Origin of the sequence: Kribbella sp. NPDC026596, assembly GCF_040638415.1 — a bacterium.
Taxonomy (GTDB): Bacteria; Actinomycetota; Actinomycetes; order Propionibacteriales; family Kribbellaceae; genus Kribbella.
This window is the reverse complement of record NZ_JBEZYF010000031.1, coordinates 32,195-56,822: the sequence shown is the minus strand read 5'-3', so window position 1 is coordinate 56,822 and position 24,628 is coordinate 32,195. Positions and strand designations below refer to the sequence as shown.

At 68.0% G+C, this 24,628-nt stretch carries 25 protein-coding genes; 7 read left to right on the top strand and 18 right to left on the bottom strand.

The features are described from left to right. The first annotated feature begins 263 nt into the window (after positions 1 to 263). The 3 genes from AB0E63_RS24945 to AB0E63_RS24935 all read left to right on the top strand — a co-directional run bounded on the left by AB0E63_RS24945 (position 264) and on the right by AB0E63_RS24935 (position 5,629). Positions 264 to 1,928 carry an ABC transporter ATP-binding protein gene (locus AB0E63_RS24945; RefSeq protein WP_360370753.1) on the top strand — a complete coding sequence of 555 codons (1,665 nt, stop codon included), beginning with the start codon at positions 264 to 266 and terminating at the stop codon, positions 1,926 to 1,928. Beyond that, entirely contained in the window at positions 1,925 to 3,802 is a 1,878-nt protein-coding gene (locus AB0E63_RS24940; RefSeq protein WP_360370750.1) for an ABC transporter ATP-binding protein, read from the top strand. The genes AB0E63_RS24945 and AB0E63_RS24940 overlap by 4 nt, the downstream gene beginning before the upstream one ends. Before the next feature lie 144 nt (positions 3,803 to 3,946). Further along, positions 3,947 to 5,629, top strand: coding sequence for an exo-alpha-sialidase (locus AB0E63_RS24935; RefSeq protein WP_360370747.1), 1,683 nt, complete (start codon positions 3,947 to 3,949; stop codon positions 5,627 to 5,629). 411 nt (positions 5,630 to 6,040) lie between these two features. Here AB0E63_RS24935 and AB0E63_RS24930 read toward each other — a convergent pair whose 3' ends face one another. The 9 genes from AB0E63_RS24930 to AB0E63_RS24890 form a co-directional block, all read right to left on the bottom strand. Further along, positions 6,041 to 7,210 carry an AAA family ATPase gene (locus AB0E63_RS24930; RefSeq protein WP_360370744.1) on the bottom strand — a complete coding sequence of 390 codons (1,170 nt, stop codon included), beginning with the start codon at positions 7,208 to 7,210 and terminating at the stop codon, positions 6,041 to 6,043. Positions 7,211 to 7,290: 80 nt separating this feature from the next. Next, positions 7,291 to 8,127, bottom strand: coding sequence for a hypothetical protein (locus tag AB0E63_RS24925; protein WP_360370741.1), 837 nt, complete (start codon positions 8,125 to 8,127; stop codon positions 7,291 to 7,293). Further along, positions 8,128 to 8,856: a CDP-alcohol phosphatidyltransferase family protein gene (locus tag AB0E63_RS24920; protein ID WP_360370738.1), complete on the bottom strand. Its 729-nt coding sequence runs from the start codon at positions 8,854 to 8,856 to the stop codon at positions 8,128 to 8,130. It lies immediately after the preceding gene. 180 nt (positions 8,857 to 9,036) lie between these two features. After that, on the bottom strand, positions 9,037 to 9,477 hold the full coding sequence (locus tag AB0E63_RS24915; RefSeq protein ID WP_360370735.1) for a nitroreductase family deazaflavin-dependent oxidoreductase: 441 nt from the start codon (positions 9,475 to 9,477) through the stop codon (positions 9,037 to 9,039). 37 nt (positions 9,478 to 9,514) lie between these two features. Continuing rightward, positions 9,515 to 9,889, bottom strand: a complete 375-nt coding sequence (locus tag AB0E63_RS24910; RefSeq protein ID WP_360370732.1) for a metalloregulator ArsR/SmtB family transcription factor — start codon at positions 9,887 to 9,889, stop codon at positions 9,515 to 9,517. Further along, the gene (locus AB0E63_RS24905; protein ID WP_360370729.1) at positions 9,886 to 10,320 is read right to left on the bottom strand and encodes an SRPBCC domain-containing protein; all 435 of its coding nucleotides are present in this window, start codon (positions 10,318 to 10,320) and stop codon (positions 9,886 to 9,888) included. The genes AB0E63_RS24910 and AB0E63_RS24905 overlap by 4 nt, the downstream gene beginning before the upstream one ends. 51 nt (positions 10,321 to 10,371) lie before the next feature. After that, entirely contained in the window at positions 10,372 to 10,833 is a 462-nt protein-coding gene (locus AB0E63_RS24900; protein WP_360370726.1) for a hypothetical protein, read from the bottom strand. A 36-nt stretch (positions 10,834 to 10,869) separates the two neighbouring features. Further along, positions 10,870 to 11,964 carry a PP2C family protein-serine/threonine phosphatase gene (locus AB0E63_RS24895; RefSeq protein ID WP_360370723.1) on the bottom strand — a complete coding sequence of 365 codons (1,095 nt, stop codon included), beginning with the start codon at positions 11,962 to 11,964 and terminating at the stop codon, positions 10,870 to 10,872. Positions 11,965 to 12,027: 63 nt separating this feature from the next. Further along, positions 12,028 to 12,855 (bottom strand): DNA-formamidopyrimidine glycosylase family protein, encoded by an 828-nt coding sequence (locus AB0E63_RS24890; protein WP_360370720.1) that lies wholly within the window; start codon positions 12,853 to 12,855, stop codon positions 12,028 to 12,030. 10 nt (positions 12,856 to 12,865) lie between these two features. Between AB0E63_RS24890 and AB0E63_RS24885 the strand changes: the two genes are divergently transcribed. Beyond that, positions 12,866 to 13,060, top strand: a complete 195-nt coding sequence (locus AB0E63_RS24885) for a hypothetical protein (protein ID WP_360370717.1) — start codon at positions 12,866 to 12,868, stop codon at positions 13,058 to 13,060. Here AB0E63_RS24885 and AB0E63_RS24880 read toward each other — a convergent pair. The 3 genes from AB0E63_RS24880 to AB0E63_RS24870 all read right to left on the bottom strand — a co-directional run bounded on the left by AB0E63_RS24880 (position 13,024) and on the right by AB0E63_RS24870 (position 14,971). Then, on the bottom strand, positions 13,024 to 13,491 hold the full coding sequence (locus AB0E63_RS24880) for a ribose-5-phosphate isomerase (protein WP_360370714.1): 468 nt from the start codon (positions 13,489 to 13,491) through the stop codon (positions 13,024 to 13,026). The genes AB0E63_RS24885 and AB0E63_RS24880 overlap by 37 nt on opposite strands. Before the next feature lie 20 nt (positions 13,492 to 13,511). After that, positions 13,512 to 14,282, bottom strand: a complete 771-nt coding sequence (locus tag AB0E63_RS24875; RefSeq protein ID WP_360370711.1) for a hypothetical protein — start codon at positions 14,280 to 14,282, stop codon at positions 13,512 to 13,514. A 74-nt stretch (positions 14,283 to 14,356) separates the two neighbouring features. Continuing rightward, positions 14,357 to 14,971: a DsbA family protein gene (locus AB0E63_RS24870; protein ID WP_360370708.1), complete on the bottom strand. Its 615-nt coding sequence runs from the start codon at positions 14,969 to 14,971 to the stop codon at positions 14,357 to 14,359. A 111-nt stretch (positions 14,972 to 15,082) separates the two neighbouring features. On the opposite strand from AB0E63_RS24870, the gene pepN reads away from it, so the two are divergent. The 3 genes from pepN to AB0E63_RS24855 all read left to right on the top strand — a co-directional run bounded on the left by pepN (position 15,083) and on the right by AB0E63_RS24855 (position 19,219). Then, the gene (pepN, locus tag AB0E63_RS24865) at positions 15,083 to 17,656 is read left to right on the top strand and encodes an aminopeptidase N (protein ID WP_360370706.1); all 2,574 of its coding nucleotides are present in this window, start codon (positions 15,083 to 15,085) and stop codon (positions 17,654 to 17,656) included. Positions 17,657 to 17,739: 83 nt separating this feature from the next. Further along, the gene (locus AB0E63_RS24860; protein WP_360370703.1) at positions 17,740 to 18,270 is read left to right on the top strand and encodes a hypothetical protein; all 531 of its coding nucleotides are present in this window, start codon (positions 17,740 to 17,742) and stop codon (positions 18,268 to 18,270) included. Positions 18,271 to 18,466: 196 nt separating this feature from the next. After that, positions 18,467 to 19,219 carry a hypothetical protein gene (locus AB0E63_RS24855; protein ID WP_360370700.1) on the top strand — a complete coding sequence of 251 codons (753 nt, stop codon included), beginning with the start codon at positions 18,467 to 18,469 and terminating at the stop codon, positions 19,217 to 19,219. On the opposite strand, the gene AB0E63_RS24850 is transcribed toward AB0E63_RS24855, so the two are convergent. The 6 genes from AB0E63_RS24850 to AB0E63_RS24825 all read right to left on the bottom strand — a co-directional run bounded on the left by AB0E63_RS24850 (position 19,189) and on the right by AB0E63_RS24825 (position 24,590). Next, positions 19,189 to 19,785, bottom strand: a complete 597-nt coding sequence (locus AB0E63_RS24850; RefSeq protein ID WP_360370697.1) for a GNAT family protein — start codon at positions 19,783 to 19,785, stop codon at positions 19,189 to 19,191. The genes AB0E63_RS24855 and AB0E63_RS24850 overlap by 31 nt on opposite strands. Continuing rightward, complete coding sequence (locus tag AB0E63_RS24845; protein ID WP_360370694.1) at positions 19,782 to 20,180, bottom strand: DUF5130 family protein; 399 nt, start codon at positions 20,178 to 20,180, stop codon at positions 19,782 to 19,784. The genes AB0E63_RS24850 and AB0E63_RS24845 overlap by 4 nt, the downstream gene beginning before the upstream one ends. Further along, complete coding sequence (locus AB0E63_RS24840) at positions 20,167 to 20,448, bottom strand: hypothetical protein (RefSeq protein WP_360370692.1); 282 nt, start codon at positions 20,446 to 20,448, stop codon at positions 20,167 to 20,169. Before AB0E63_RS24840 ends, AB0E63_RS24845 begins: the two co-directional genes overlap by 14 nt. A 79-nt stretch (positions 20,449 to 20,527) precedes the next feature. After that, the gene (locus AB0E63_RS24835) at positions 20,528 to 21,031 is read right to left on the bottom strand and encodes a hypothetical protein (protein WP_360370689.1); all 504 of its coding nucleotides are present in this window, start codon (positions 21,029 to 21,031) and stop codon (positions 20,528 to 20,530) included. 389 nt (positions 21,032 to 21,420) lie between these two features. Beyond that, the gene (gene malQ, locus AB0E63_RS24830) at positions 21,421 to 23,538 is read right to left on the bottom strand and encodes a 4-alpha-glucanotransferase (RefSeq protein WP_360370687.1); all 2,118 of its coding nucleotides are present in this window, start codon (positions 23,536 to 23,538) and stop codon (positions 21,421 to 21,423) included. A 50-nt stretch (positions 23,539 to 23,588) separates the two neighbouring features. Continuing rightward, positions 23,589 to 24,590 carry a hypothetical protein gene (locus AB0E63_RS24825; protein WP_360370684.1) on the bottom strand — a complete coding sequence of 334 codons (1,002 nt, stop codon included), beginning with the start codon at positions 24,588 to 24,590 and terminating at the stop codon, positions 23,589 to 23,591. Positions 24,591 to 24,628: the final 38 nt, after the last annotated feature.

Genomic DNA, 24,628 nt, shown 5'->3' with positions numbered 1-24,628 from the left:
GCAACCAGTGGTTATTCATCGACGGGGAATGGAAATCGGGGGACAAGCGCTTACCTACTGAGCGATACTGGAAAGTGCGCCTGTTTCAGGTCGCGATACCCCTTGAACCGAGCATGATGGGAAGTGCGCCCGTCCAGATGCCCTCAGAGCTCCCTGCCCAAGCGCCGTCGATTGCATCCCCTACCACCCGAGCCCCCGAACGCAGCCGCAACCTCTGGCGGCTCCGTCCCTATCTCCGGCCACACCGTTGGCGCCTGGCGGTCATGTTCGTCACCGCCATGCTGGGCGTCGCCGTCAGCCTTACCGTTCCCCTGGTCACCCGGGCCATCATCGACGGGCCGGTCACCCGTCGTGAGCTCAGCATGCTGGTCCCGCTGGCCCTACTGGCCCTCGGGCTGAGCATCGCCGAGGTTCTGCTGGTGTGGGCCCGCCGGTGGGCCCAGTCCCGTGCCGTCAGCGACCTCGAGGCGTCGCTCCGGCACGATCTGTACGTTCGGCTGCAGTCGCTGCCGATGGAGTTCCACACCCGCTGGCAGAGTGGTCAGCTGCTGTCCCGGGTCACCACCGACCTGTCCACGATCCGCCGGTTCATGGGCTTCGGTCTGCTGTTCCTGGTGATGAACATCCTGCAACTGGTCGTCGTCACCATCCTGCTGCTCCAGCTGTACTGGCCGCTCGGCGTGGTCGTGCTGGTGGCCGCAGTGCCGATCATCGTGGTGTCTTTGAAGTTCGAGCGCAAGTACCTGCTGATCTCCCGCAAGGTCCAGGACCAGCAGGGCGACCTGGCCACCCGGATCGAGGAGTCGGCGCTCGGCTTCCGGGTGATCAAGGCGTTCGGCCGGCGTGGACACGTCCAGGGACAGTTCGACGACGAGGCGATCACGCTCTACCACACCGAAGTCCAGAAGGTCCGGCTCGCTTCGCGGTTCTGGAGCTTCCTCGGCGTGATCCCGAACCTGACCCTGGTGATCGTGCTGCTGCTCGGCGCGCTCGCGGTGGGCCGGGAGGCGATCACGCTCGGCACCCTGGTCGCGTTCATCACGCTGATGCTGTCGCTGATCTGGCCGGTCACGTCGCTCGGCGGCATCCTCGCGATGGCCCAGGAGGCGATGACGGCGGCGGACCGGATCAGCGAGATCCTGGACACCCACTCGGTGATCCAGTCCGGCCCGGAGAAGCTGGTGAACTCCCGCGGTCACCTGCGCTTCGAGCACGTCGGGTTCCGCTTCTCGCCCGACTCCCCCGAGATCCTGCACGACATCAACCTCGATCTCACCCCCGGTACAACGCTCGCCCTGGTCGGCGCGACCGGATCCGGCAAGACCACCCTCACCGCTCTGATCCCCCGCCTGTACGACGTGACCGCCGGGCGGATCACGGTCGATGGGCACGACATCCGGGATCTGAGCCTGACGTCGTTGCGGACCGCGGTCGCGTCCGCGTTCGACGACCCGACGCTGTTCTCGATGAGCGTTCGGGAGAACCTCACCCTCGGCCGCCCCGACGCCACGGACGCGGAGGTCCAGCAGGCCCTCCAGGTGGCGCAGGCCGAGTTCGCCAACGAGCTGCCCTGGGGGCTGGAGACCCGGGTCGGTGAGCAGGGCATGTCGCTGTCGGGTGGCCAACGGCAACGGCTCGCACTCGCTCGAGCCGTGCTCGCCCAGCCGGCCATCCTCGTGCTCGACGACACGCTCTCCGCGCTCGACGTGCACACCGAGGCCCTGGTCGAGGAGGCACTGCGCAACGTGCTCTCCGAGACCACCGGCATCGTGGTCGCGCACCGCGCGTCGACCGTGATGCTGGCCGACCAGGTGGCGCTGCTCCAGGACGGCACGATCACCCACGTCGGTACCCATCACGAGTTGCTCGCGGAAGTTCCGGCGTACCGCCAACTGCTCGCGGCCGAGGAAGAGGAGGTGCACGCATGACGACGACCCAGCAGACACCTCCTGAGGAGGAAACGCCGGACCACGAGCAGGAGACCCCGGAGAAGTCGTGGCGGGGAGTCTTCGAGGACGATCCGGACCGGGAGTTGTCGAGGGCAACGACCGTCCGGCTGAAGGAGGACTCGCGCAAGCTCCTCGGCGAACTGCTCCGGCCGTACTCCAAGCTGATCTGGATCCTGGTCGTGATCGTCATCGTCGAGAACGGTGCCCGGCTGGCGGTGCCGTACCTGGTCCACCTCGGCATCGACAACGGCATCCCGCCGATCCTGGCCGGTGAGGGTCCGCGGGCCTTGATCACCGTCGTGATCGCGGTCTTCGTCAGTGCACTCCTGCAGGCGTGGGCCCGGCAGTTGTTCCTGATGCGGTCCGGCAAGCTCGGCCAGACCATCCTGCTCGGCCTGCGCCGGCGGGTGTTCGACCACTTCCAGCGGCTCAGCCCGTCGTTCCACGACAAGTTCACCTCCGGGCGGGTGATCTCGCGGCTGACGTCCGACGTGGGCGTGATCGACGAGATGCTGGCGAACGGATTCGACGGTCTGGTCACGGCACTGCTGACCCTGATCGGTACGGCGATCCTGCTGCTGACGCTCGACCTGAAACTGGGTCTGCTCGCGTTGCTGTCGTTCCCGGCGCTGCTCCTGCTGACGGCGTGGTTCCGGAAGCGGTCGGCGGTCGTGTACCGGCAGACCCGTGAGGCCGTCGTACTCGTCATCGTGCACTTCGTCGAGTCGATGACCGGGATCCGCGCGGTCCAGGCGTTCCGCCGGGAGCCGCGGAACGAGGAGATCTTCCACGGGGTCAACGACCGGTACCGGCAGGCGAACCTGAAGTCGTTCCAGCTGAACGCGATCTTCATGCCGTCGATCAAGGGCGTCGGCAACGTGACGATCGTCGCGATCCTCGCGTACGGCGGTTACCAGGCGTACCACGGTCACGTGACGGTCGGCGTACTGACCGCGTTCCTGCTGTACCTGCGGCAGTTCTTCGAGCCGCTGCAGGACATCACGCAGTTCTACAACACCTTCCTGTCCGCGAGTGCGGCGCTGGAGAAGCTGTCCGGCGTTCTGAACGAGAAGCCGGATGTGCCGGAGCCGATCGAGCCGGCCAAGCCGGGCCGGGCCCGCGGTCACCTGGAACTGCGGAGGGTCGAGTTCCAGTACGTCGATGGCGTCAAGGTGCTGCCTGGCCTGCAACTGGACGTGCCGGCCGGTCAGACCCTGGCCCTGGTCGGTACGACGGGCGCCGGTAAGACCACGATCGCCAAACTGGTGGCGCGGTTCTACGACCCGACCGGTGGTCACGTGCTGCTGGACGGTGTCGACCTGCGGGACCTCACCGAGGACGACCTGCGCGAGCGGGTGGTCATGGTGACGCAGGAGAACTTCCTGTTCACCGGGTCGGTGGCCGACAACATCCGGTTCGGCAAGCCGGACGCGACCATGGACGAGGTGGTCGAGGCCGCCAAGGTCATCGGCGCGCACGACTTCATCATGGCGCTGCCGAACGGGTACGAGACGGCCGTGGAGAAGCGCGGAAGCCGGTTGTCCGCCGGTCAGCGGCAGTTGGTCGCGTTCGCCCGTGCGTTCCTCGCGGATCCCGCCGTACTGATCCTGGACGAGGCGACGTCGAGCCTGGACATCCCCAGTGAGCGGCTGATCCAGCGCGCACTGCGGACCATCCTGGCCGACCGTACGGCGATCGTCATCGCCCACCGCCTGTCCACGGTCGAAACGGCCGACCGGGTCATCGTCCTCGAATACGGCCGCATCATCGAAGACGGCGCCCCCGACTCCCTCGTCACCACCAACGGCCACTACGCCGGCCTACACCAAGCCTGGGAAGACTCCCTGGCCTGACCCGCATCCCGAAAAACTGCTCTCGGTCGCACCTGACCGAGAGCAGTTTTCTTTTCTTCCAGAAGTAATACCTATTAGCGTCTAGCGTGACGGTTGGGCGGGCGAGTACGGTCCTGGCACCTTTCGCCCGGTGAGGAGAAGTGGATGAGCCTGCCGATCAGTCGTCGTACGTTGAATCTTGGGCTTGCGGCGGGTGCTGCCGCGGCCGCTGTCCCGGTGAGTGCCGGTGCTGCACCGCCGCGTGGTCGTGGGGGTAAGCATCGTCAGGCTGCGGCTCCGTTCTTCAGTGAGACGGGGCATCCTGCACTACCGCTCCAGCACCGACAGCGGCGTCACCTGGAGCGAACGGCACAGTCTGGACGGTCGGGCCCTGGCCCCGGCCACGGCATCCAACTCCACTCCGGCCGGCTCCTGCTCACCGTGTCGCACCGCACGATCATCACCGGCGTACCTGCGGCCGACCGCAACTATGGCGCCTCCACTGTCTACAGCGACGACCACGGCCACACCTGGAAGGTCGGCGGTGAGGTGCCGATGGGGACCGGTCTGCCGACGGTTGGCGAGGCGCGACTGCTGCAGCGGGAGGACGGCTCGGTGCTGATGAACAGCCGCCCGGGCTCCGGCAACGACTGGCCGCGTGACTTCGCCATCAGCAACGACGACGGGCTCTCCTGGTCCCGTGCGGTGATGGAGTTCAGCGCGGGGCTGTTCAACGGCTGTGACATGGGTTTCCACCGGTACACGGGCGGTCCGGGCAGCCATGACGTCAACCGGGTGCTGTTCAGTCGGCCGGACGCCCCGATGCGGTGGAACATGACCGTCTCGCTGAGCTATGACGAGGGCAAGTCGTTCCGCTACAGCCGCTCGATCAGCCAGCTCCGCGGGTACTACTCCGACCTCGCCCGCCTGTCCGACGGAACCATCGTGTTGCTCTACGGCTGCGACGGGGACGTTGACGGCAGTCCGCGTCGCGTGGCGGTCGCTCACTTCAATCTGGAGTGGCTGACTCAGGGCCGCGACAGTCTGGCCACCGGGCCGGCGCTCACGACAGCGACGTACGGCATGAACTACCCGAGACTGCCTGTGGCCGCTGCGGGTGCGTACATCGACCAGGCGCTCCATGTAGAGCGCGACGACACCTATGAGCTGTGGCTGCGCTACTACCGCTCGTCCAACGGCGGACTGGTCACGGTGACGGTCGATGGCCAGGCTCCGCGCACCAGTGCGATCGATCTGACCGCCTTCCGCGGCGACGGATACGACGTCGTACCGCTAGACCGGGGCCGTCTCCAGCCGGGCCGGCACACGGTCCGCTTCACTCTCGCCGGCACTGGCAGAGGCGGCGGTACGGCGGTCGCACTCGAGCAACTGACTCTCGTGACGGCGGCGGCGACCGCTGACGTCCGGGAGGAGGTCACCGTCGACAACGGCGGGCTCGGCTTCGAAACGGTCGGCACGTGGGCGAGTGGCCGGAGCATCCTCGGGTACTACGGCTTCAACTACCTCACCCACGCCAAGGGCACAGGTGCGAACCTGGCCCGCTTCCGTCCGGCCATCCCGGGTATTGGCAGCTACGAGGTGCTCGCCTCGTACACCGCCGACCCCAACCGCGCTTCTAACGCGAAGTACGTCGTACACCACGCAGCCGGTACGACGACTGTCACGGTCAACCAACGTGTTCGCGGCGTACCCGATCCCCGCACCGGCGAATGGGTCTCGCTGGGCATCTTCACATTCAACGCCGGCATCGACTCCTACGTGGAGCTCAGCGACAACGCGGACGGGTACGTGATCGCCGACGCGGTCCGCTTCCGGCGCTTGCCCTAGCCTCAGCTGTGGAACGCCTCGACCGCCTGCTGCACCCGGTAGGCGGTCGAGAAGTCGGCCAGGTCGAGTGAGTGCTCGCCTCCGATCGCCCGAGCGAACAACGACAGGCGGGTGACCTCCGACCTGTCCGACCACCTGAACGCATTCGACCCCTCGAGCCGCGAGCGTCCGCGTAAGCAAAACCGCTGCGCGCAGTCCTAGCCGCCGACGAGGTCGCGGTCTGACAACCCTCCAACTCAGTGGGCAGCCCCTCAGTTGGAGGGTTGCCCACTGAGAATCTGAGGGGGCAACCCTCCAGGTGAGTGGGCAAGCCCGTCCGAAACCGGCCGACACCGTACGCCGGGGTCCGCGAAACCTAGGGTGTCACTCGACCTGACCCCACGCTCGAGTCGAGTCGAGTCGACGTGGGAACTAGCGCGAGGCCCATTTCCACGGCGGCTCGTCGAGGGGGCGTTGGTCGGCGATGGTGGTGGCGCCGCGGTCCTTCACCAGTTCGATGGTGTGCAGGTCATCGACGAGCGCACCGAGTGCGGCGACGAAGGGCCGGGAGTGGGTGACCACGATGACCTGGGCGTCCTTGGCGGCGGTGACGACCAGATTCGCCAACGCAGGCAGGAGATCCGGGTGCAGGCTGGTCTCGGGCTCGTTGAGGACGAGCAACTCCGGCGGTCGCGGTGTGAGCAACGCAGCAACCCACAACAGATATCTGAGCGTGCCGTCCGACAACTCGGCGCCTGACAACGGCCGCAGCAGCCCGTGCTGCCGGAACGCGATCTCGAACCTTCCGTCGGCGTTGAGGATCTCGACCCGGCTCCCCGGAAACGCCAGCTCGATCGCGTCGTCGGGCTCGCCCTTCGCACCGATCTCCCGAATCGTCTGCAAGGCGGCCGCGAGGTCAGCGCCCTCCGGATCCAGGATGGGGGTCCGCGTGCCGATCTGCATCCGCCGAGCGGGGGCATCCGCGTCGGTCCGCAGATGGTCGTAGAACCGCCAGGCCCGCATCCGCTCGCGCAATGCGAGCAGTTCGGGCGCTCGCTGAGGGTCGGCGAACTCGCTGAGCATGCTGTCGAACGGCTGCAGCACATGTCCGCCGTCCTGCCACGAACCGTCGTTGTCCCGGATGCGCGCGCCGCCGCCACCTCGCTCCATCAGCAGAGCGGCAGGTCGCAGGAAAGGCCCGGCCCAGAGCGACTCCCGCTTGATCTCGGGGTCGAGGTTGAACGCCGATGCCTCGTTGCGTACGCCGAGAGTCGGGATCGGCATACCGAAATCCACCGCGTAGCCGTAGTCCTCAGACGCGAAGCCCATCCGCAGTGCCACCGGCGCCGTCCGCACCGTTCCTTGGACGGGTCTGTCTTTTCGCACGTGTTCCGGACCGGCCCAGAGGGTCGACTGCAGGCCACCTTCGCGTGCGAGGGCCGCGATCGCGCCGTTCCGAGAGGCGTCCGCAAGTAATCTGAGCGCGCGGTACAGGCTGGACTTCCCGGTCCCGTTCGCTCCGGTCACGACGTTCAGCCCGCGCAACGGCATCACCACGCGCCGCAAGGACCGGTAGTTCTCCACAGCCAACGTGGTCAACATGCCGTCAACCTACAGTCGCCCGCAGACAGTTCCCCAGCCGTTGCACACGACGAGCGGGCGCGTGGGGTGGGCCAGGTGAGCTAGGACTTGACTGATTCGAAGCGGACGAGGATGAGGGCGCCGGCGGCGGTGAGGAGGAAGCCGGAGATGGCGCCGGGCCACCAGCCGTCGCGGACGGCGTCGTCGAGGACGAAGACGCCTACGGCGGCGGGGGTGATGGTTTGGAGGGCGATCATCGGGGTGGTTGCCAGCGTGACCGATCCGCGTTGCAGGGCCAGGGAGTAGAGGAGGAAGGCGAGCGCTCCGCTGATCGGGAGGGTGTACGTCGTCGGGCTGCGGAGGAGCTCGCCGATCGAGCCGTCCTGGAGTAGGCGGGCCGAGATCGCGACGCCGGCGTACCCGAGGCCGGCCAGGAGGCCGAGCAGGGCGGTGGAAACGCCGTGTTGCGAGCGGCTCGCGAGGGCGCCGAGGACGGCGATCGTGACGAGGCCGACGATGATGCCGATCGTGAGGCCGTGATGCTCAGCGCTGTCCCCCGCGTTGCCGGCCGACACCGCCAGCAGGCCGAGGCCGACACAGACCGCGATCACCGCCGACCATTCGAGCGCGCTGAGCTGGTCCGACATCAGCCGGGTGGCGAGCAGCGCGGTCACGACCAGGCTGGCCGCGATGCCGGCCTGGGCGAGGTACAGCGGAAGGAGGCGCAAGGCAACGAAGTGCAGCGCGAAGCCGGCCAGGTTCAGCACCAGGGCACCCAGGAACGCGGGCTGCTTGAGCAGCGCGACCACGAACCCGCCGAGCCGCCGCGGGTCCAGTTCGGACTCGGTCGGGACCTTGCGCGAACCGACCGCCTGCAGGATCGAGGCGACACCGAAGAGCACCGCGGCGCCGAGCGCCGCGCCGAGACCGAGAACCACTCAGCTGACCTTGCGCCTAGGTGCCCAGAAGGTGAGGTACAGGCTGAGGACTCCGTAGTACAGGAGGTAGGACAGCGAGACGGCGACCACGATCGTGTTGGGGTCGGGCATCTGTGCCAGCAGTACGGCGTACGCCGCGAGCCAGATCGCGGTGGTGATCAGGTTCAGCGAGCGGAACACCTTGGTCCGCGACGGGTAGATGTACTTCACCGGGATGAAGACGAGCACCGAGCAGACCACCAGGATCACGCCGGTGGTGACCGGGCTGAGGCCGAGGACGACCACGTAGAACGCGACCACGTTCCAGTAGCTCGGGAAGCCGAGGAAGAAGTGGTCGTCGGTCTTCGCGTCGACCCGGCAGAACTGGTAGCTGGAGGCAAGCAACGGCAGCGCCGCCAGCACCGCGCCCCAGGCGCCGTTGGGCAGGTAGTTCCCGCTCCAGAGCAGCACGATCGGGGCGAACGCGTAGGTCAGGTAGTCGACGATGTTGTCCAGCATCGCGCCGTCGAACCACGGGATGGTCTCCTTCACCCGCAGCCGGCGCGCGAGCATGCCGTCGGTCCCGTCGATCACCAGGGCCGCGAGGCCGAGCCAGAGCGCCCGGACCGCGTCCCCGTCGATGGCGGCGATGACGATCAGTAACGCGAGCACCGTTCCGCTCGCGGTATAGGCATGCAGTGCCAGTCCGGCCAGACGCAACCGCGTCGACCCGACGAACGGTTCCTGCACCGCGTCGTGTGTGGTCAGGACGACTCCCAGAACTCCGTCGACGCAGCGCGCCGGGCCGGATCCATTCGACCCCGCCGTCGCCAGCGTCTCACAGGCCTGGGCCCGACCCGGTGACCGGCCGTCGTCCCACGCCGGATCTGTGCGCGGACTTAACAGGCCCGCGCACGCCCGGTGGATCAGCTACTTGATCGGGTCGAGCACGAACAGCGGGATCTTCCGGCTGGTCTTGGTCTGATACTCGGCGTACGGCGGGTAGGCCGCGACGGCCCGCGTCCACCACTCGTCGTACTCGGCACTCTCGATCTCGCGGGCGACGTACTCCTTGGTGACGTCGGCGTCCTGGAGGGTGAGCTTCGGGTCGGCCTTCAGGTTGTAATACCAGACCGGGTTCTTCGGTGCACCACCGAGCGACGCGACAGCGGCGTACACACCGTTGTGCTCGACGCGCATCAACGGGACCTTCCGGATCTTGCCGGACTTGGCGCCGCGCATGGTCAGCAGCACCACCTTCATCCCCATGATGTCGACCGCTTCGGTGGTCCCGGCCTCGGTGACCTTGTCCACCTGGTTCCGGACCCACTCGGCCGTGCTCGGCGCGTACTCGTCGCTGTGCGATGTCATAGCATCCATAGTAATGGTGACGCGTCATCAACAACAGTCACGGCATGTCGCGGGTCTCGACCTCCGGCGCCGAGGATTGCCTGAGCGCTGCCTCGATCTCCGAAGTTTCGGCCAGTTCGGTGATGACGGCCAGGCGGTGGTCCCATTGGGCGGCCACGTCGGCCATCCAGGCCGCGGTGGCAGTCAGGGCCGCGGGGCGTAGCTCGAAGCGTACTTCGCGACCTTCGCGCCGGCTCTCGACCAGGCCGGCATCGCGCAGGACGGCGAGGTGCTGCACCACCGCCTGCCTGGTCACCGGAAGCTCGCTCGCCAGTGAGGTTGCCGTCCGTCCACCGCCGGTCGCCAGCAACTCCACCACCACTCGCCGGGTCGGATCCCCCAGCGCCTCGAGCACCACGTCAACAGTCGTCACAACGTAGGCGCCAGCTCCGTCAGGGCCGCGAGACCGCCGTCCCAACCCTGTGCGGACTCGTCGGCCCGCTTGAGCCGCTCCTCCGGCGACATGTCCAGCCGCTCGAACCCGGACTCCACCACCCGCAACCGGGTGCCCTCACCTTCCGGTGTCAGCGTGAACTCCACCAGGTTCGAATTCCCCGGTGCGGGCACGACGCCCGGGTCGACGGCGTACCGATACGCGAACCGCCGCCCCGGCTCGACCTTCTCCACGAAGCCGAGATACTCACCGTGCTCATCCCAGCGCATCACCAGCCGCCCGCCCGGCCGCAGATCGATCTCCACCCCACCGAACGCATACCAGCGGGCAAACGCCTCGGGCTGCGTCACCGCGGCCCAGACCACCTCCGGCCGAGCCTCGACAAACACCTCACGCTCCACGCTCTCCATACCCACAACCCTGTCACGCCGGAACGCGATGTGCAAGTCGCTACTTGCACTTCACAGCGTGCAGGACTGGAGCTGAGTGGCAGTCGCGATCGTCGCTTCGATCCAGCGGCGGCGGAGGAAGTGCGCCTTGAGCAAGCGATGTGCGCCGTCGAGGACGACCAGGCGGCCCCGGTAGGCCACGAGGTTGATCGGATGGTCGAGGTCGGCATCCATCACCCGCTGGTAGTGGGCGCGGAAGTTCATCGGGGTCTCGGCAACCTGGTTCGGGGTGACCTTGAAGCGTTCGCCGTCCAGCTGCCAGAGCGGCAGGTCGAACAACCAGACCAGGTCCGCGATCTCGACCGGTTCGACCTTCAGGTCGAGCGCCCACAGCTTCTCCAGCTGCCACCGGTCCGGCGGGAACACCTCCCGGACCGTCTCCGGCATCATCGCGACCAGTTCCTCGAACGACACCTCCGGCGCCGCCCGATCAGCGTCCTGGCCGAAGGTGTCGCCCAGCCCATCGATCGTCACGACGGAGCAGGCTACGCCATCGCGGGAGCGACGTACCTACGCGTGGGCCATGCGGTGGATGATGACGATCGCGGAGTCGTCACCGGGCCCGCCGGCAGACGCGACGAGCTCTGCGGCTCCGCCCTCGAAGCCGTGTGCGACAAGGCGTTCCGCGTGCCCGACGAGCCGGTCGGTGCCGCGGCCGATGTCGCGGCGCGGAGTCTCGACCATGCCGTCGCTGTACAGGAAGAGTGCGTCGCCGGGCTTCAACTGCCCGTGGTTCACCAGGAACTCCGGTGCGTCCACCAACCCGAGCAGCGGGCCGTCCGCATCCCGCGTCTGCCACCGCCCTGACCACGCGTCGAACTGAATGGCCGGCGGATGTCCGGCCGTGCGTACGTCGAAGTCGCCGGTCCGCAGGTCGATCGCGACATGGACGACCGTGGCGAAGTCGTCGTCCCAGTCCTGCCGTCGCAGATAGCGGTTCGCCGACGGCAGGAACTCCTCGGCCGGTACGACGCCGAGCAGTCCACCGAAGGCGCCCGACAACAGCAGCGCCCGGACCCCGGCATCGATTCCCTTGCCCGAGACATCAACCAGCGCGACCTCGAGAAGGTGGTCCCGCGTCGTCGACACCACGAAGTCACCGGAGAACGTCGAACTTCCGGCCGAGCGGATCGCCACCTCGGCCAGCCAGCCGGCCGGGAGCGGCGGCAACTCGCCCTGAGCGGTGAGGGTGTCGCGCAACTCCATCAGCATCGACTCGCCACGTGTGCCCGGCACTCCGAGCCGGCTGCGCACCTTGGCACTGGTGAGCATGATCCAGGCGACGATCAGCAGGACCAGCACGAAGCCGATCCGCGGCAGTGTCGGTCCGCGGGACAGGACGACGTACGCGCCGAAGATCACCGTGATGACGGTGAGCGCCACCAGCTCCCGGAACCTCAGCAGCAGGCCGCCGACCACCAGCGGGATGATCAGAAAGGACGCCGGTACGAGGGTCTCCCAGGCCAGGCTGGAGACGGCGAAGACGATCGACGTCAGCGTCAACGCGACGAAGGCGAGCCGATGGGATCGGCGGGCGCGTCGGCCCAGCGTTTCGACCAGGCTGCCGATGCGTCGTACCTGCGCGAGCGCGCCGCTCCTCCTCATGGTGTGAAGAAGATAACGGCACGACCCGGTCCGTGCATCCGGTCGTGACACAACTGATGACTGTCAGCTCTTGCGAGTGAGTCCGGTGCGCTGGCATTTGGGGCACCAGAACAAGTTGCGGCCGGCCAGGATCTCGGTCCGGATCACCGAGTGGCAGACATGACAGCGTTGCCCTTGCCGCCGGTACACGTACACCTCGCCGCCATGATCGTCGCTGCGTGGATCCCGGCCCATCGCCTCGGGCGTGTGATCGTCGGCGACCGTGTCGATCCGGCCGGTCTCGACGCCGTACTTCATCAACTCGAGCAGGTCGTCCCACATGCCCTGCCACTCGCGCTTCTTGACCAGGTTGCCCTGCGTCATGGGACTCAGCTTGGCCCGGAACAACACCTCGGCCCGATAGACGTTGCCGACGCCGCTCAGGACCTCCTGGTCCATCAGCAGCCGGCCGATCGGCAGCTTGCTGCGATGGATCCGCTTCCACGCCAGCTCGGGGTCCGCGTCGTCGCGCAGCGGGTCCGGACCGAGTCGTGCGATCAGCGTCTCGCGTTCGCCGTCGGTCAGCACCTCACACACGGTCGCTCCGCGCAGATCGGCGTACGACGTCGCGTTCTGCAGGCGGAGGCGGACCTGGCCGACCGGTTCGGGGACCGGTGCGGCCATGATGTCCATCTTGCCGATCAGGCCGAGGTGGATGTGCAGCCAGCCGGCGCCCTCGAAGTCGGCGAGGAAGTGCTTACCGTGAGCCTCGGTCTGGCGCAGCACGTGCCCGTTCAGCAGCATGGCGCCCTCGACGAACCGGCCCTGCGGGCTGGACGCCTGGAGCGGGCGGCCGCCGAACGCATCCCAGACGTCGTTCGCCAACCGGTGCAGCGTGTGACCTTCAGGCATGATTCCTCATATGGGGACGACAAGTGGTTCCAAGGGCCGGAGTGGTCCGCCCACTCCGGCGGTGGTCGGCACCGGCCGGTCGATGCGGGCTCGCGACGTGTCCCGCCCGCGCCAGCCGGTCAACCGCCGTACGACGGCGCCGAACGACGAGACCGACCAGTCGAAGCGTCAGGAGACCGGCGGGAGCACACCGGTCGACTCGTAAGCCGACAGCATGTCGATCCGGCGGGTGTGCCGATCCTCGCCGGAGTAGTCGGTCGCCAGGAACGTGTCGACGAAGCCGGCCGCCTCCTCCTCGGAGTGCATCCGCGCGCCCACGCTGATCACATTGGCGTTGTTGTGCTCGCGGCCGAGCCGTGCGGTGTCGGTGCTCCAGGCCAGGATCGCCCGGACCCCCTTCACCTTGTTGGCGGCGATCTGCTCGCCGTTGCCGGAGCCGCCGATGACGATGCCGAGGCTGCCCGGCTCCTCGACCACTCCCACACCGGCCCGCAGGCAGTACGGCGGATAGTCGTCGACCGCGTCGTACACGGCCGGGCCGTGGTCGACGACGTCGTGCCCGGCAGCTGTCAGGTGCTGGACCAAGTGGTTCTTCAGTTCGAAGCCGGCATGGTCGGAGCCGATGTGCACTCGCATGGCCAGAAGTCTCGCATCTCCTACCGGCGATCCGGCACGCCGGGCACGGTCAGCGACCCGGTCAGCCGCGTGACCTCCGCGTAGGCCTTCTCGTACTCCGTTCCCGGAGGGTGCAGCGTGAACACGGCGACGATGGCTCGGTCGTCCGGCCCGACGGTCCCGGTGGTGTGGAGTGCGTCACTGACCAGGTCCACCAGGGACTCCGGCTTCGCCCTGTCCTTGGCGTAGCCGCTCGACCCGTGGAATCCGGACCAGCCCTGTTTGATGCTGAACTCCGGATCGAAGACCGATGCGATCCCGAAGTACTGGTCGAAGCCGTCGGTGCCGTAGCGGGTCGCCTGGTGCAGCAGATCCATCACGTACTTACGTACCGGCAGCGGTGCCCGGTCCAGGATGTATCGATAGACGCGGACCGTGTCAGCGGGCGTGATGGCGACGTACCCCCAGAAGCCCGGATGAGTGACGGGCGGCCCGGCCGTGTGGGTCAGGCCGAGCCGCGCCACCATCCGATCGACGATCGCCGCACCGCCGAGGTGATCCCAGTAGTAGCTCGCCGCGTCGTCGTCACTGCTCCGCAGCATCACCTCGAGCCGGCTCTGGTCCGCCGGCGGCACGTCGTACGCCGGGCCGCGGTCCGAGAGGTAATCGAGCACGATCAGCAGCTTCACCACGGACGCCGAACGGAACTGATGATCGGCGTTCACCTGCTGGACGAACTGCCCGGTGTGACGGTCGAACACGGCGATACCGACGGGCAGTTCGTCACGCAGGGTCATCTGGTACCTACTCACCACTCGACGAAGTTCTTGGTGAGCAACTTTCACCGACGGGAGGGGCGAATTCAACCCGTGAACCACAGACCGAATCAGTCGAAGATCGGCCCGCGATCCCGGGTCCGCTTGATCTCGAAGAAGCCCTCGGTCCCGGCCACCAGGCGGACGCCGTCCCACAGCTTGCCGGCCGCCTCACCCTTCGGCGCCGGGGTCACCACCGGCCCGAAGAACGCCGTGCCCTCGACCGCGATGACCGGCGTACCGACCTCCATGCCGACCAGGTCCATGCCGGCGTGGTGCGACTTCTTCAGCGCGTCGTCGTACTTGTCGGTGTCGGCGGCCTCGATCAGGGACGCCGGCAGGCCGACCTCCGCGAGAGCCTCCTTCACCACGTCACCCTTGCCGTCGCCGATGCCGCGGCCACCGACGTGGATGCGCTGGCCGAGCGCGGTGTAGAGCGGCAGCAGCACCTCGTTGCCGTGCGCCTGCTCGGCGGCGATCAGTACCCGGACCGGACCCCAGAGCTTGCTCAGGTTCGCCTTGTACTTCTCGTCGAGATCGTCACGTCCATCATTCAGGACGGCCAGGCTCATCACGTGCCAGGTCGTCTTCACATCTCTCACCTGCTCGACCTCGAGCATCCAGCGAGAGGTCATCCAGGCCCAGGGGCAGGCCGGGTCGAACCAGAAATCGGCAGAGGCAGTCATATTCCCCATCATACAAAGTTGAAGAATCGTAGATACCGGCTTGGTATCCAATACCCAATGTCGCGGGGAAACCCTCAGCCAAGCCGACAGCCAGGTGCATAGGATGCCGACATGCCTGGAACCAACCTCACGCGCGACGAGGCGCGGACCCGCGCCGGCGTGGTCAGCGACGTCACCTACACGGTCGAACTGGACCTGACCACCGCCCCGAGCGGCGCCCCGACGTTCCCGTCGGTGACCACCATCACCTTCGCGGCCGAAGCCGGCGCGAGCACCTTCGCCGACCTGATCGCGGAGAAGATCCGCGAGGTGCGGCTGAACGGCGTGGCACTGGATCCGGACACGGTGTACGACGGCGCCCGCATCCAGCTGGACGGTCTGGCCGAACGCAACGAGCTCACGGTGGTCGCCGACTGCCTGTACTCGCGCACCGGTGAAGGGCTGCACCGCTCGGTCGACCCGGCCGACAAGGAGACCTACCTCTACACGCAGTTCGAGGTGCCGGACGCGCGCCGGGTGTTCGCCACGTTCGAGCAGCCGAACCTCAAGGCCCCTTTCACCTTCACCGTCTCCGCACCGGCCCGCTGGGTCGTCATCTCGAACGCTCCGACTCCGGAGCCCACGCCGTACCAGGGTGAGAACGGCGAGGAGCTGGCCCGGTGGGAGTTCCCGCCGACCGAGCGGATCTCGACCTACATCACCGCTGTGGTGGCCGGGCCGTACCACGTCGTCACGGACGCCTACGAAGGGGCGCACGGGTCGTACCCGCTGTCGCTGCTGTGCCGTCCGTCGCTCAAGGAGGCGCTGGACGTCGACGACCTGTTCGAGGTGACCAAGCAGGGCTTCGAGCTGTTCGAGAAGGCCTTTGGTACGCCGTACCCGTTCCACAAGTACGACCAGGCGTTCGTGCCGGAGTACAACATGGGCGCGATGGAGAACGCAGGCTGCGTGACGCTGCGGGACGAGTACATCTTCCGCAGCCGGACCACGCACGCGGAGCTGGAAGCCCGCGCGAACACGGTGCTGCACGAGCTCGCGCACATGTGGTTCGGCGACCTGGTCACGATGACCTGGTGGGACGACCTGTGGCTCAACGAGTCGTTCGCCGAGTGGGCCAGCCACTGGGCGCAGGCGGTCGCGACGACCAAGTACGACGGCGCCTGGACGACGTTCTGCAACGCCCGGAAGAACTGGGCCTACCGGCAGGACCAGCTGCCCTCGACGCACCCGATCGCGGCCGACATGGTCGACTTCCACGCCGTCGAGGTGAACTTCGACGGCATCACCTACGCCAAGGGCGCGTCCGCGCTGCGGCAGCTGGTCGCGTTCGTCGGTGAGGACACGTTCATCAAGGCGCTGAAGGAGTACTTCGCCGACCACGCGTTCGGGAACACCGAGCTGGCCGACCTGCTCAAGCCGCTGGAGAAGGCGTCCGGCCGCGACCTGGACGACTGGACCGAACGCTGGCTGCGGACCGCCGGCGTCAACACGCTGCGGGCCGACTTCGCCGTCGACGCCTCCGGCTCGTTCACCTCGTTCGCGATCGAGCAGACCGCGGCCGAGAAGTTCCCGGTGCTGCGGCCGCACCGGCTGGCCGTCGGCCTGTATCGCCGGACCGACGAAGGCCTGGTCCGGACCGAACGGTTCGAGGTGGACATCGACGGGCCGCGCACCGACCTGCCCGAGCTCACCGGTGCCTCCCAGCCGGACCTGGTGCTGCTGAACGACGACGACCTCACCTACGCCAAGATCCGGCTGGACGAGCGCTCCCGGGCGACCCTGGTCGAGTCGATCGACCAACTGACCGAATCGTTGCCCAGGGCACTCGCCTGGGGCGCGGCCTGGGACATGACCCGGGACGCGGAGATGCCGGCCAGCCAGTACGTCGGCATCGTGCTGCGCGGGATCCGGGCCGAGACCGACCTGACCGGCGTACGGTCCCTGCTCGGCCAGGCGACCAGCGCGATCAACCTGTACTCCGCACCCGCGAACCGCCCGGCCCTGCGGGCTCAGTTCGAGGAGGCGGTGGCGGGCCTGCTCGCCGACGCCAAGCCGGGGAGTGACCACCAGCTCGCCTTCGCCCGCGCGTACAGCTCGGCGACCTTCTCCGACGCCGGTGCCGACCGGCTCGCCGGCTGGCTGGACGGCCGCGACCTGCCGTCGGGCCTGGTCGTCGACACCGACCTGCGCTGGACGCTGATCGTGGCGCTCGCACGGCTCGGCCGGATCGGCGCGGACGACATCGAGGACGAGCTGACCCGCGACACCACCATCACCGGGCAGGAACGGGCCGCCCAGGCCCGCGCCGCCCGGCCGACCGCCGAGGCCAAGGCGGAGGCCTGGCAGATCGCGGTGGAGTCCGAGGACACCCCGAACGAGACGCAGTTCCGGACCATCCTCGGCTTCCAGCAGCCGGGCCAGGAGGACCTGCTCCGGCCGTACGTCGAGAAGTACCTGAACGCGGCCAAGGACGTGTACACCCGCCTCGGCTCGTCGATGGGCGAGAACGTGCTCGTCTACCTGTCGCCGCGCCACCTCGCGGACCAGGCCGCACTGGACGCCCTGACCGAGTGGCTGGCGGCGGAGTCCTCGTCGGTCGACGCCCCGACGCTGCGCTACGTCACCGAGGCGCAGGCCGATCTGACCCGGGCGATCGCCGCTCAGGCGCAGGACATCGTCGCCTGAGCTCTGCCTCGATCACTGCCGGTCTCAGCCGCGGCTGAGACCGGCAGTGTCGCGTTGGACCTCGGTGCGGTAAGACTGGGGCGGTGCCTGCCTCTGATCCCGCCTTGGCTGGTGCGGCAGCTGTTGCGCTGACCGGACTGGCAGAGGCCTATCGACCCCGCCCGGTGACTCCGCTGATGCCATGGCGCTATCCACATCGCCTGGTGAAGCCGTACGTCGTCACCGCCCGCGGACGGCAGTGGGACGACCAGATGGTCGAGGCCGCGCGCGCCACCGCGACCCGGCAGCTCGAGTTCGACGACGCGATGGGGTCGCTCGGCCTGGCCGTCGTCGTACTGCACCTGGGCGAGGACGGCATCTACCTGGTCGTGCAGAGCTGGGCCAAAGACTTCCAGTCCCGCCTCAGCATCTTCAGCGGTATGGAGGTCGACGACCTCCGTCCTGCCCCGATCGGCGCGGCCCCGTGCGTGTGGGAACTGGAGGTTCTCAGTCACGAGCGCGCGTCGTACGTGCGGCACATCCTCAGTTCCGGAGTCGACGTCGACGCCTGGCTGGACGACGCCCTGGACACCCGGCCCAGCCCCAAGCGCGACGGGATCCCGTCCGGCACCTGACCGTGATGGTTCGACTGCTGCCGGTGTGGGTCAAACGATTGCTCGTCGGCGCATTGTGATGACTCGGCTGCGGGCGGCAATTCCCTTGCGGTAAAAGAGATTCTGCCCACCTGAGAGAGGCTCACTTATTCGGTCGTTCGGTCTAAGCTGCCTGCGGAATACCCATCCAAAGGGAGTCTGGGGAGGGGCCCGTGCCGTGACACCCGTCGATCACCGGAAGCCGCCCGCCCGGGCCGCGCGGAGACATCAGAAGACTCCCGCCGCCCAGGCCCCCGCCGGACAACCCGCCCCGCGACGCAGCGAGCCCCCGCCGGGACGTCAGCGCAAGGCCCAGCGTTCGCACAGTGCGGTCGGTGCGGCGATCGTGGCCGCGGCAGCACTGGTCGCGGTGTTCGCGTTCATCCTGACCAAGGGATCGTCCACGCCGGACGAATCCGGTGACGGCTTGCGGCTGGGCGTCGTACCCGATGGTGGAGCAGCGGGAGCGCCCGCCGCGCCGGTGGCGACCGCGGACGGGAACACCACCAAGGCGGACCGCAATCCGGCGCCCGCGAACACGGCACCCAAGACCGCGCCCAAGACGCAGACCAGTACGCCGCCGCCGGTGAACACCGGGGCCACGTCGCCCGTGTTCAAGCGCGGGCAATGGATCGCGATCCTGGACAAGTACCCGACCGACGTCGGCATGGACGCGGACCAGACCGCGAAGAAGGCCGCGGCCAAGCTGATCAAGGCCGGCGTACCGGCCAAGGCGATGCTCGTCGAAGGGCAGTATCCGGGCCTCGCGGACAGTTCGATGGAGCCGATTACCGACACCTGGGTGCTGTACCTCGGTCCCGGAAAGTCGTCGGAGCAGATGCTCGACCTGTGCTTGGATCCGAAGACGCAGCGCGCCTACCCCAACTCGGCCTGCCCGACCTACGAGCCGGCGGACGCTTCCGGCGGCTGATCGACGTTGTCGGTCGCCAGCCGCGCGTGCAGGTGGGAGTCGTGGCGCTGACCGGTCGGCTCGACGTAGTAGTCGCGCATGGTGCCCTCGAGCTGGAAACCCGCGCGCAATGCGACGCGGCATGAGCCCTTGTTGACCAGTGCGTGGTCCAGCGACAGGCGATGGAGCCTGAGGCCTTCCGGTGCGAAGGCCCAGCGGGCTGCCGCGTCGAGTGCGCGGGCTGCGAGCCTCCGGCCGCGGGCGGCCGGGCTGACCCAGTACGCGACAAGGGCCTGGTCCGGGACTCGGTTGACGTCGCGGACTGACACGCTGGCCAGCACATAGTCGGTCGCTGCGTCGGCGACCGCGAAGACGGCGCTGCCGCGCGCCCAGCCGTCGATGCGGGGCGCCAACCACGTCAGGGCGCGCTGGTCCGCCGGCGTGCGAATGACCGCCGTACCAGCGGTCCAGCGGAGGATGCCTGGGTCCCGCAACGCTTCGGCCACCGCAGTCTCGTCAGTCGCCACGAAGGGACGCAGTACGACGTCGTCCAGCTCGATGCGGTGTGGCTGTAGGGCCGGGGTCACTGGTTGTGCGGCTCGTTGGCGTGCAGCAGCGGGGCCTGGTGGCCGTGCTCGCCAAGCTGCTGTACGCCGGTCACCAGACCGCCGGTGAGGTCACCGGTGGCGAACGACGTCTGCATGGCCAGTGCGGCCAGACCGGCAGCGGTGTCCGAGAGCTGCCGCCTGGCCTGCGAGCCGGTGACGATCTCGAGGCGGCGGCCGGCCGGGTCGACGTACACCAGGACGCTGTGGTCCGGGTCGTCCAGCTCGTTCAGCAGCTCCAGGGCGAACGGACGGGTCTCGGAGTCCGCGCCGCCGACGTACACGGAGAAGTTCAGGCCGGAGACTTCCTCGGCGTGCCGGACCGCCCTCTCGATGTCGTAGAGCTGGTCCGGGGTGAATGCGTCACCAGCTGGCACTTGCGCCTCCGGTCGTACGGGCGACGCCGGTGCCGGCGGTCGCGGTGGTCCCCGGCGCGCCGGGCAGCTCGGGCAGGTTGGCCGGGTCGGGCTTGGTCGCGGTCGGACCGTTGATCCAGACCGGCGGAGCCCACCAGGACAGCCCCGGGCGGTAACGCGGGCCCTGTGCGATGGACGACGCGAACACGAGCAGCGCCAGCACCGCGACGACCAAAGCGGGAATGCCGACGAACACCAACAACGTGTGGCCGGAAACTTCAGTGATCACGCCCCGAAGCCTAGTCCTCCACCCCCGCGCCCACTCCAGTGGCTCACTCACCTGGAGTGGACGCAGGCGCCGCAACGACTCAGCAGCCGCCGCAGTTGTAGTAGGTGATGTCCCAGTGGTTGCCTTCGTCGGCGTAGATGTTGCCGGCGCCGGAGCGCCACTGGGCGGCGCCGTCACCGCGGTTGGCGATCCGGGTGAAGGTGTTGTGGATGTAGTTGCCGACACACGTGTACTTCGAGATGTCGACCTTGTAGCCGTTGCGGTGGCTGTAGGTTCCGCTGGCGTGACCCGTCTCGGTCCCACCGGTGATGTTCACCGCGCACCCGCTCGCCTGCTTCAGGGTGCGTACGCCGTACACGGTGGAGTCGTTGATGTTGGTGAACGACGTACAGGTCGGGTTGTTCCAGTCGGAGCAACCGCCGCTGGACGACCAGGTGATGCCTGCGGCGCTGAAGATCGCGGTCGCCTGCGAGTGCGTCATCTTCGTCAGCGCGGAGGCCTGCTCGACCACCACCACCGCGGGCAGCAGCCCGGCGATGACGGCGACCACGGGGATGAGGACACGTCGGAGTACGGATTTCATCGGGACACTCCTTGAAATACGGGGCGGCTATTTCAAGGAGTGCACTTCCCGCGAAAGATATTGGCGAAACCTCCGGTTGAATCAGAAATTGCCATCCGAACACTGATACAAGGCGTCGGCGGCCGGCCGCCGTTCATCGTCACGGTCAGGAACGGGTTGAGGTCGAGCGCCGCTCGCGTCAGCGGAGCACAGCCCGGCCGAGCAGAGCACACCGTCCGCCGCACCCGAGGCCGGGAAGCCCTTCGGCCCTTCGACACTCTGCGGTAATGGGACAACTCCTTCAACTGTTGGGGCGGAGAGACAGCGAAGGAAGGCGCCTTCTTGGTGACAATAGAAAACAACCGTTCAAATCTATTGTCAACGGTTCGTGAGCGACCGTGCACAGAAAGCTAGATGTTCAACGCACCGATCAGTCGGCGTAGCCGCTGGTTGTTCGGCAGGTCCTCAATGAGTACCGGTTGACCGTCCGGCCCACCGAGTGGGATCCGCCAGTTCGGGTATTCGTCCGTGGTCCCCGGCTGGTTCTGCGTACGACGCTCCCCCACGGCATCCGTGAGCGCGACACCGACCAGCTTCGCCGGCGTGTGAGCGACGTACCGATGGAGTGCCTCGACGATGCGCTCGACGTCGCCGTCGGTGTTGCTGAGCAGGTGCCGCTCGCGCAGTGCGTTCAGCCAGGAGTCCCGCTCGGCCTCATCCATCTCGAGCTCCTCGGCGGCCGGCCTGGTCAGCAGACCGAGCTGGTTACGGAGCTCGACGTGGTCGCCCGCGAGGTACCCGGCCGTCGGCGGCAGGTCGTGCGTGGTGACCGTGGCCAGGCAGAGCTCCCGCCAGCGCTCCGGCGCCAGCGGGTTGCCCTTCGCGTCCCGCTCGAACCACAGCACAGACGTACCCAGGATGCCGCGCTCGGTGAGGTAGTCCCGCACCCATGGCTCGACCGTGCCGAGGTCCTCCCCGACCACGGTCACGCCGGACCGCATGGCCTCCAGGACGAGGATGCCGACGAGTGCCTCGTGGTCATAGCGCACGTACGTGCCTTCGGTCGGCCGCTCCGGCGACGTCACCCACCAGAGCCTGAACATGCCGAGAATGTGGTCTATCCGCAGCCCGCCGCCATGGCGCATCACTGCCCGGACCAGGTCCCGCCAGGCGGCGTACCCGGTCTCGGCCAGCGCATTCGGCCGCCATGGTGGCTGCGACCAGTCCTGACCCTGCTGGTTGAACGCATCCGGCGGCGCACCGACGTGGATGCCAGGTGCCAGCACGTTCTGCAGCGCCCACGCGTCCGCACCGTCCGGATGAACGCCGACAGCCAGGTCGTGTACGACGCCCAGCGACATGCCGGCCGCCTTCGCACGGGCCTGGGTGCGCGCCAGCTGGTCGTCCAGCTGCCACTGCAACCAGCAGTGGAACTCGACCGCGTCCGGATTCTCGTTGCGGAAGGCAACAACGGCGGAGGACATCGGGTCCCGCAGGTCCTCGGGCCACTTGCTCCACTCCGGCCCATGCACGTCGGCGACCGCGGCCCAGGTGGCGAAGTCGATCAGGCCCTGGCTCTCCCGGTCGCAGTAGGCGCCGTACTCCGCGATCCGGCCGATCGACGGCCGGACGCCGAACAGCAACTGCAATGCCTCGCGCTTGGCGGCCCAAACGGTGTCCCGGTCCAGTGCGTTCGGATCCTCGCTCAGTGCCCGCGTCTGCAGGCTGAGTGCCCGCACGCGATCGCGCTCCGCCGGCGCGAGGTCGCCGTACTCGTCGATGTCCTCGACGCGCAGGTAGATGGGGTTGGCGAAGCGCCGCGAGGCCGGAAGGTACGGCGAGGGCTCCATCCGACCGGCCGTCTCCGCAGCATGCAGTGGGTTCACCAGGACGAACCCGGCACCCAGATCGTGAGCCGACCAGGCGGCCAGGTCGGCCAGGTCGTGCAGGTCACCAATCCCCCAGGACCGGCGCGAGCGGACCGAGTACAGCTGCAGCACCCAGCCCCAGGTGCGGTGCAGCTTCTCCGGCTTCAGCTTGGCCGGTGTCACGATCAGCGTGCTGACCGAGATCTCCGGACGGCGGCCGATCCGCGCACACAGCCGGTGGTACCCGAGCGGCAGATCACCCGGCAGCTGGAACGTCGCCTCACCGATCTGAACGCCGTCGACCCACTCCGGCTCGACCAGGTGGTCCTGCTGCGGGATGTCACGCCGCTGACCGCCGTCCTCCAGGTCCACCCACACATCGACAGCGGACCCGTGCGGCAGGTGTACGGCGAACCATGGCGTCCAGCCCTCGCGCATCACCACAGTGGCGGGCAACGTACGGCGCCAGCGGGCCTGCTGGTGCTCCGCCAGCGCCTCGGCCGCCTTGTCCGGTGTCGACGCGTCCACACCGAGCGCCGCGAGTACTGCGGACACGACCTCGCTGGGGACGATCACATGCTCGCCTTGCCAGTTCCAGTACTCCGTCGCCACGCCATGGGCTACCGCTAGCTCGACAAGGGCCGGAGTAGGAGCAGTCACCTCAGCGAGTCTGCCGTATCAAGGCCTCAGCCGTGTAACGCACCGCCGTGTCAGAGATTCGAGCGGCGGCGGCTCAGCATCAGTACGGCGAGCAGAAGGACTCCACTGGCGATCACCAGCCCGACGGCCACACCGGCCATGTTGTCGGTGAGCTGGTAGAGCGCTGTCGGCCAGATGACCAGCAGGATGGCGCATCCGACCACTGCGTACGCCGAATGGCGCCCGCGACCGTACGCGACCAGGAGGGCCGCCGGACCGGCCGTGCCCACGGCCAGCGCCATGATCTCCCCACGCTCCTGGATCAGCCAGCAGATGGACGAGCTGAACATCGCTGCCCCGGCCAGTGACCACGCGGTCACCTGATCCCGGACCAGACCGAGCATCACCAGGACGAACGCGACCAGGATGAACCCGGTCCCGGCGATCCCCGCGCTGTTCGCCGCCGATCCGGTGTCCGGAGTGAGGACATCTGCCGTGATGACCAACACACCCACGGCCAGGATCCCGAAAGTTGCCACTAGCAACGAAGAGCCTGCCAGCCACCACACCCCGACCGCGGCCAGCGCGAGCGCGACCGCCACTCCGGCGACCCGCCCGGTCTCCCCCTCGATCGCGACGTACGTGGCGAAGCCGGCCACGCAACACCCCAGTGAGGCCAGCGCCGAGCTCAGCTGCTCACGGCGCCGCAGCAAGGCGAGCACGACGGCCGCACCGAGCAGGACGATCGCGGCACTGGAACCGGTGCTGACGCGCGCGGCCCGGCCCATTTCGCCCCAGTTCGCGAGCGTCAGCAGCGCGACCGCGCCGAGCAGCAGCGCACCGCCGATGTACCCGAGCACCTCGATCAGCGCGTTCGAGTGCGTCGCCACCGGCGGTGTCCGCGGCTTGGCCGGCGGCTCGGCAGGTGGGGGCTGCGGTCCGGGTCGCCCGGGGTCGGCCAGCGCCGCGCCAAGCTCCGCGTCGGCGGCGTCCCGGATCGAGTCGGCCTGGTACTGGCGCAGCACGCCAGCGCTCACGAGCCTGGACAGCTCGTCATCCAGCCGGCTGGGCATGCGATCGTCTCCCTTGGCTTCCTTCACTATCATCGGGC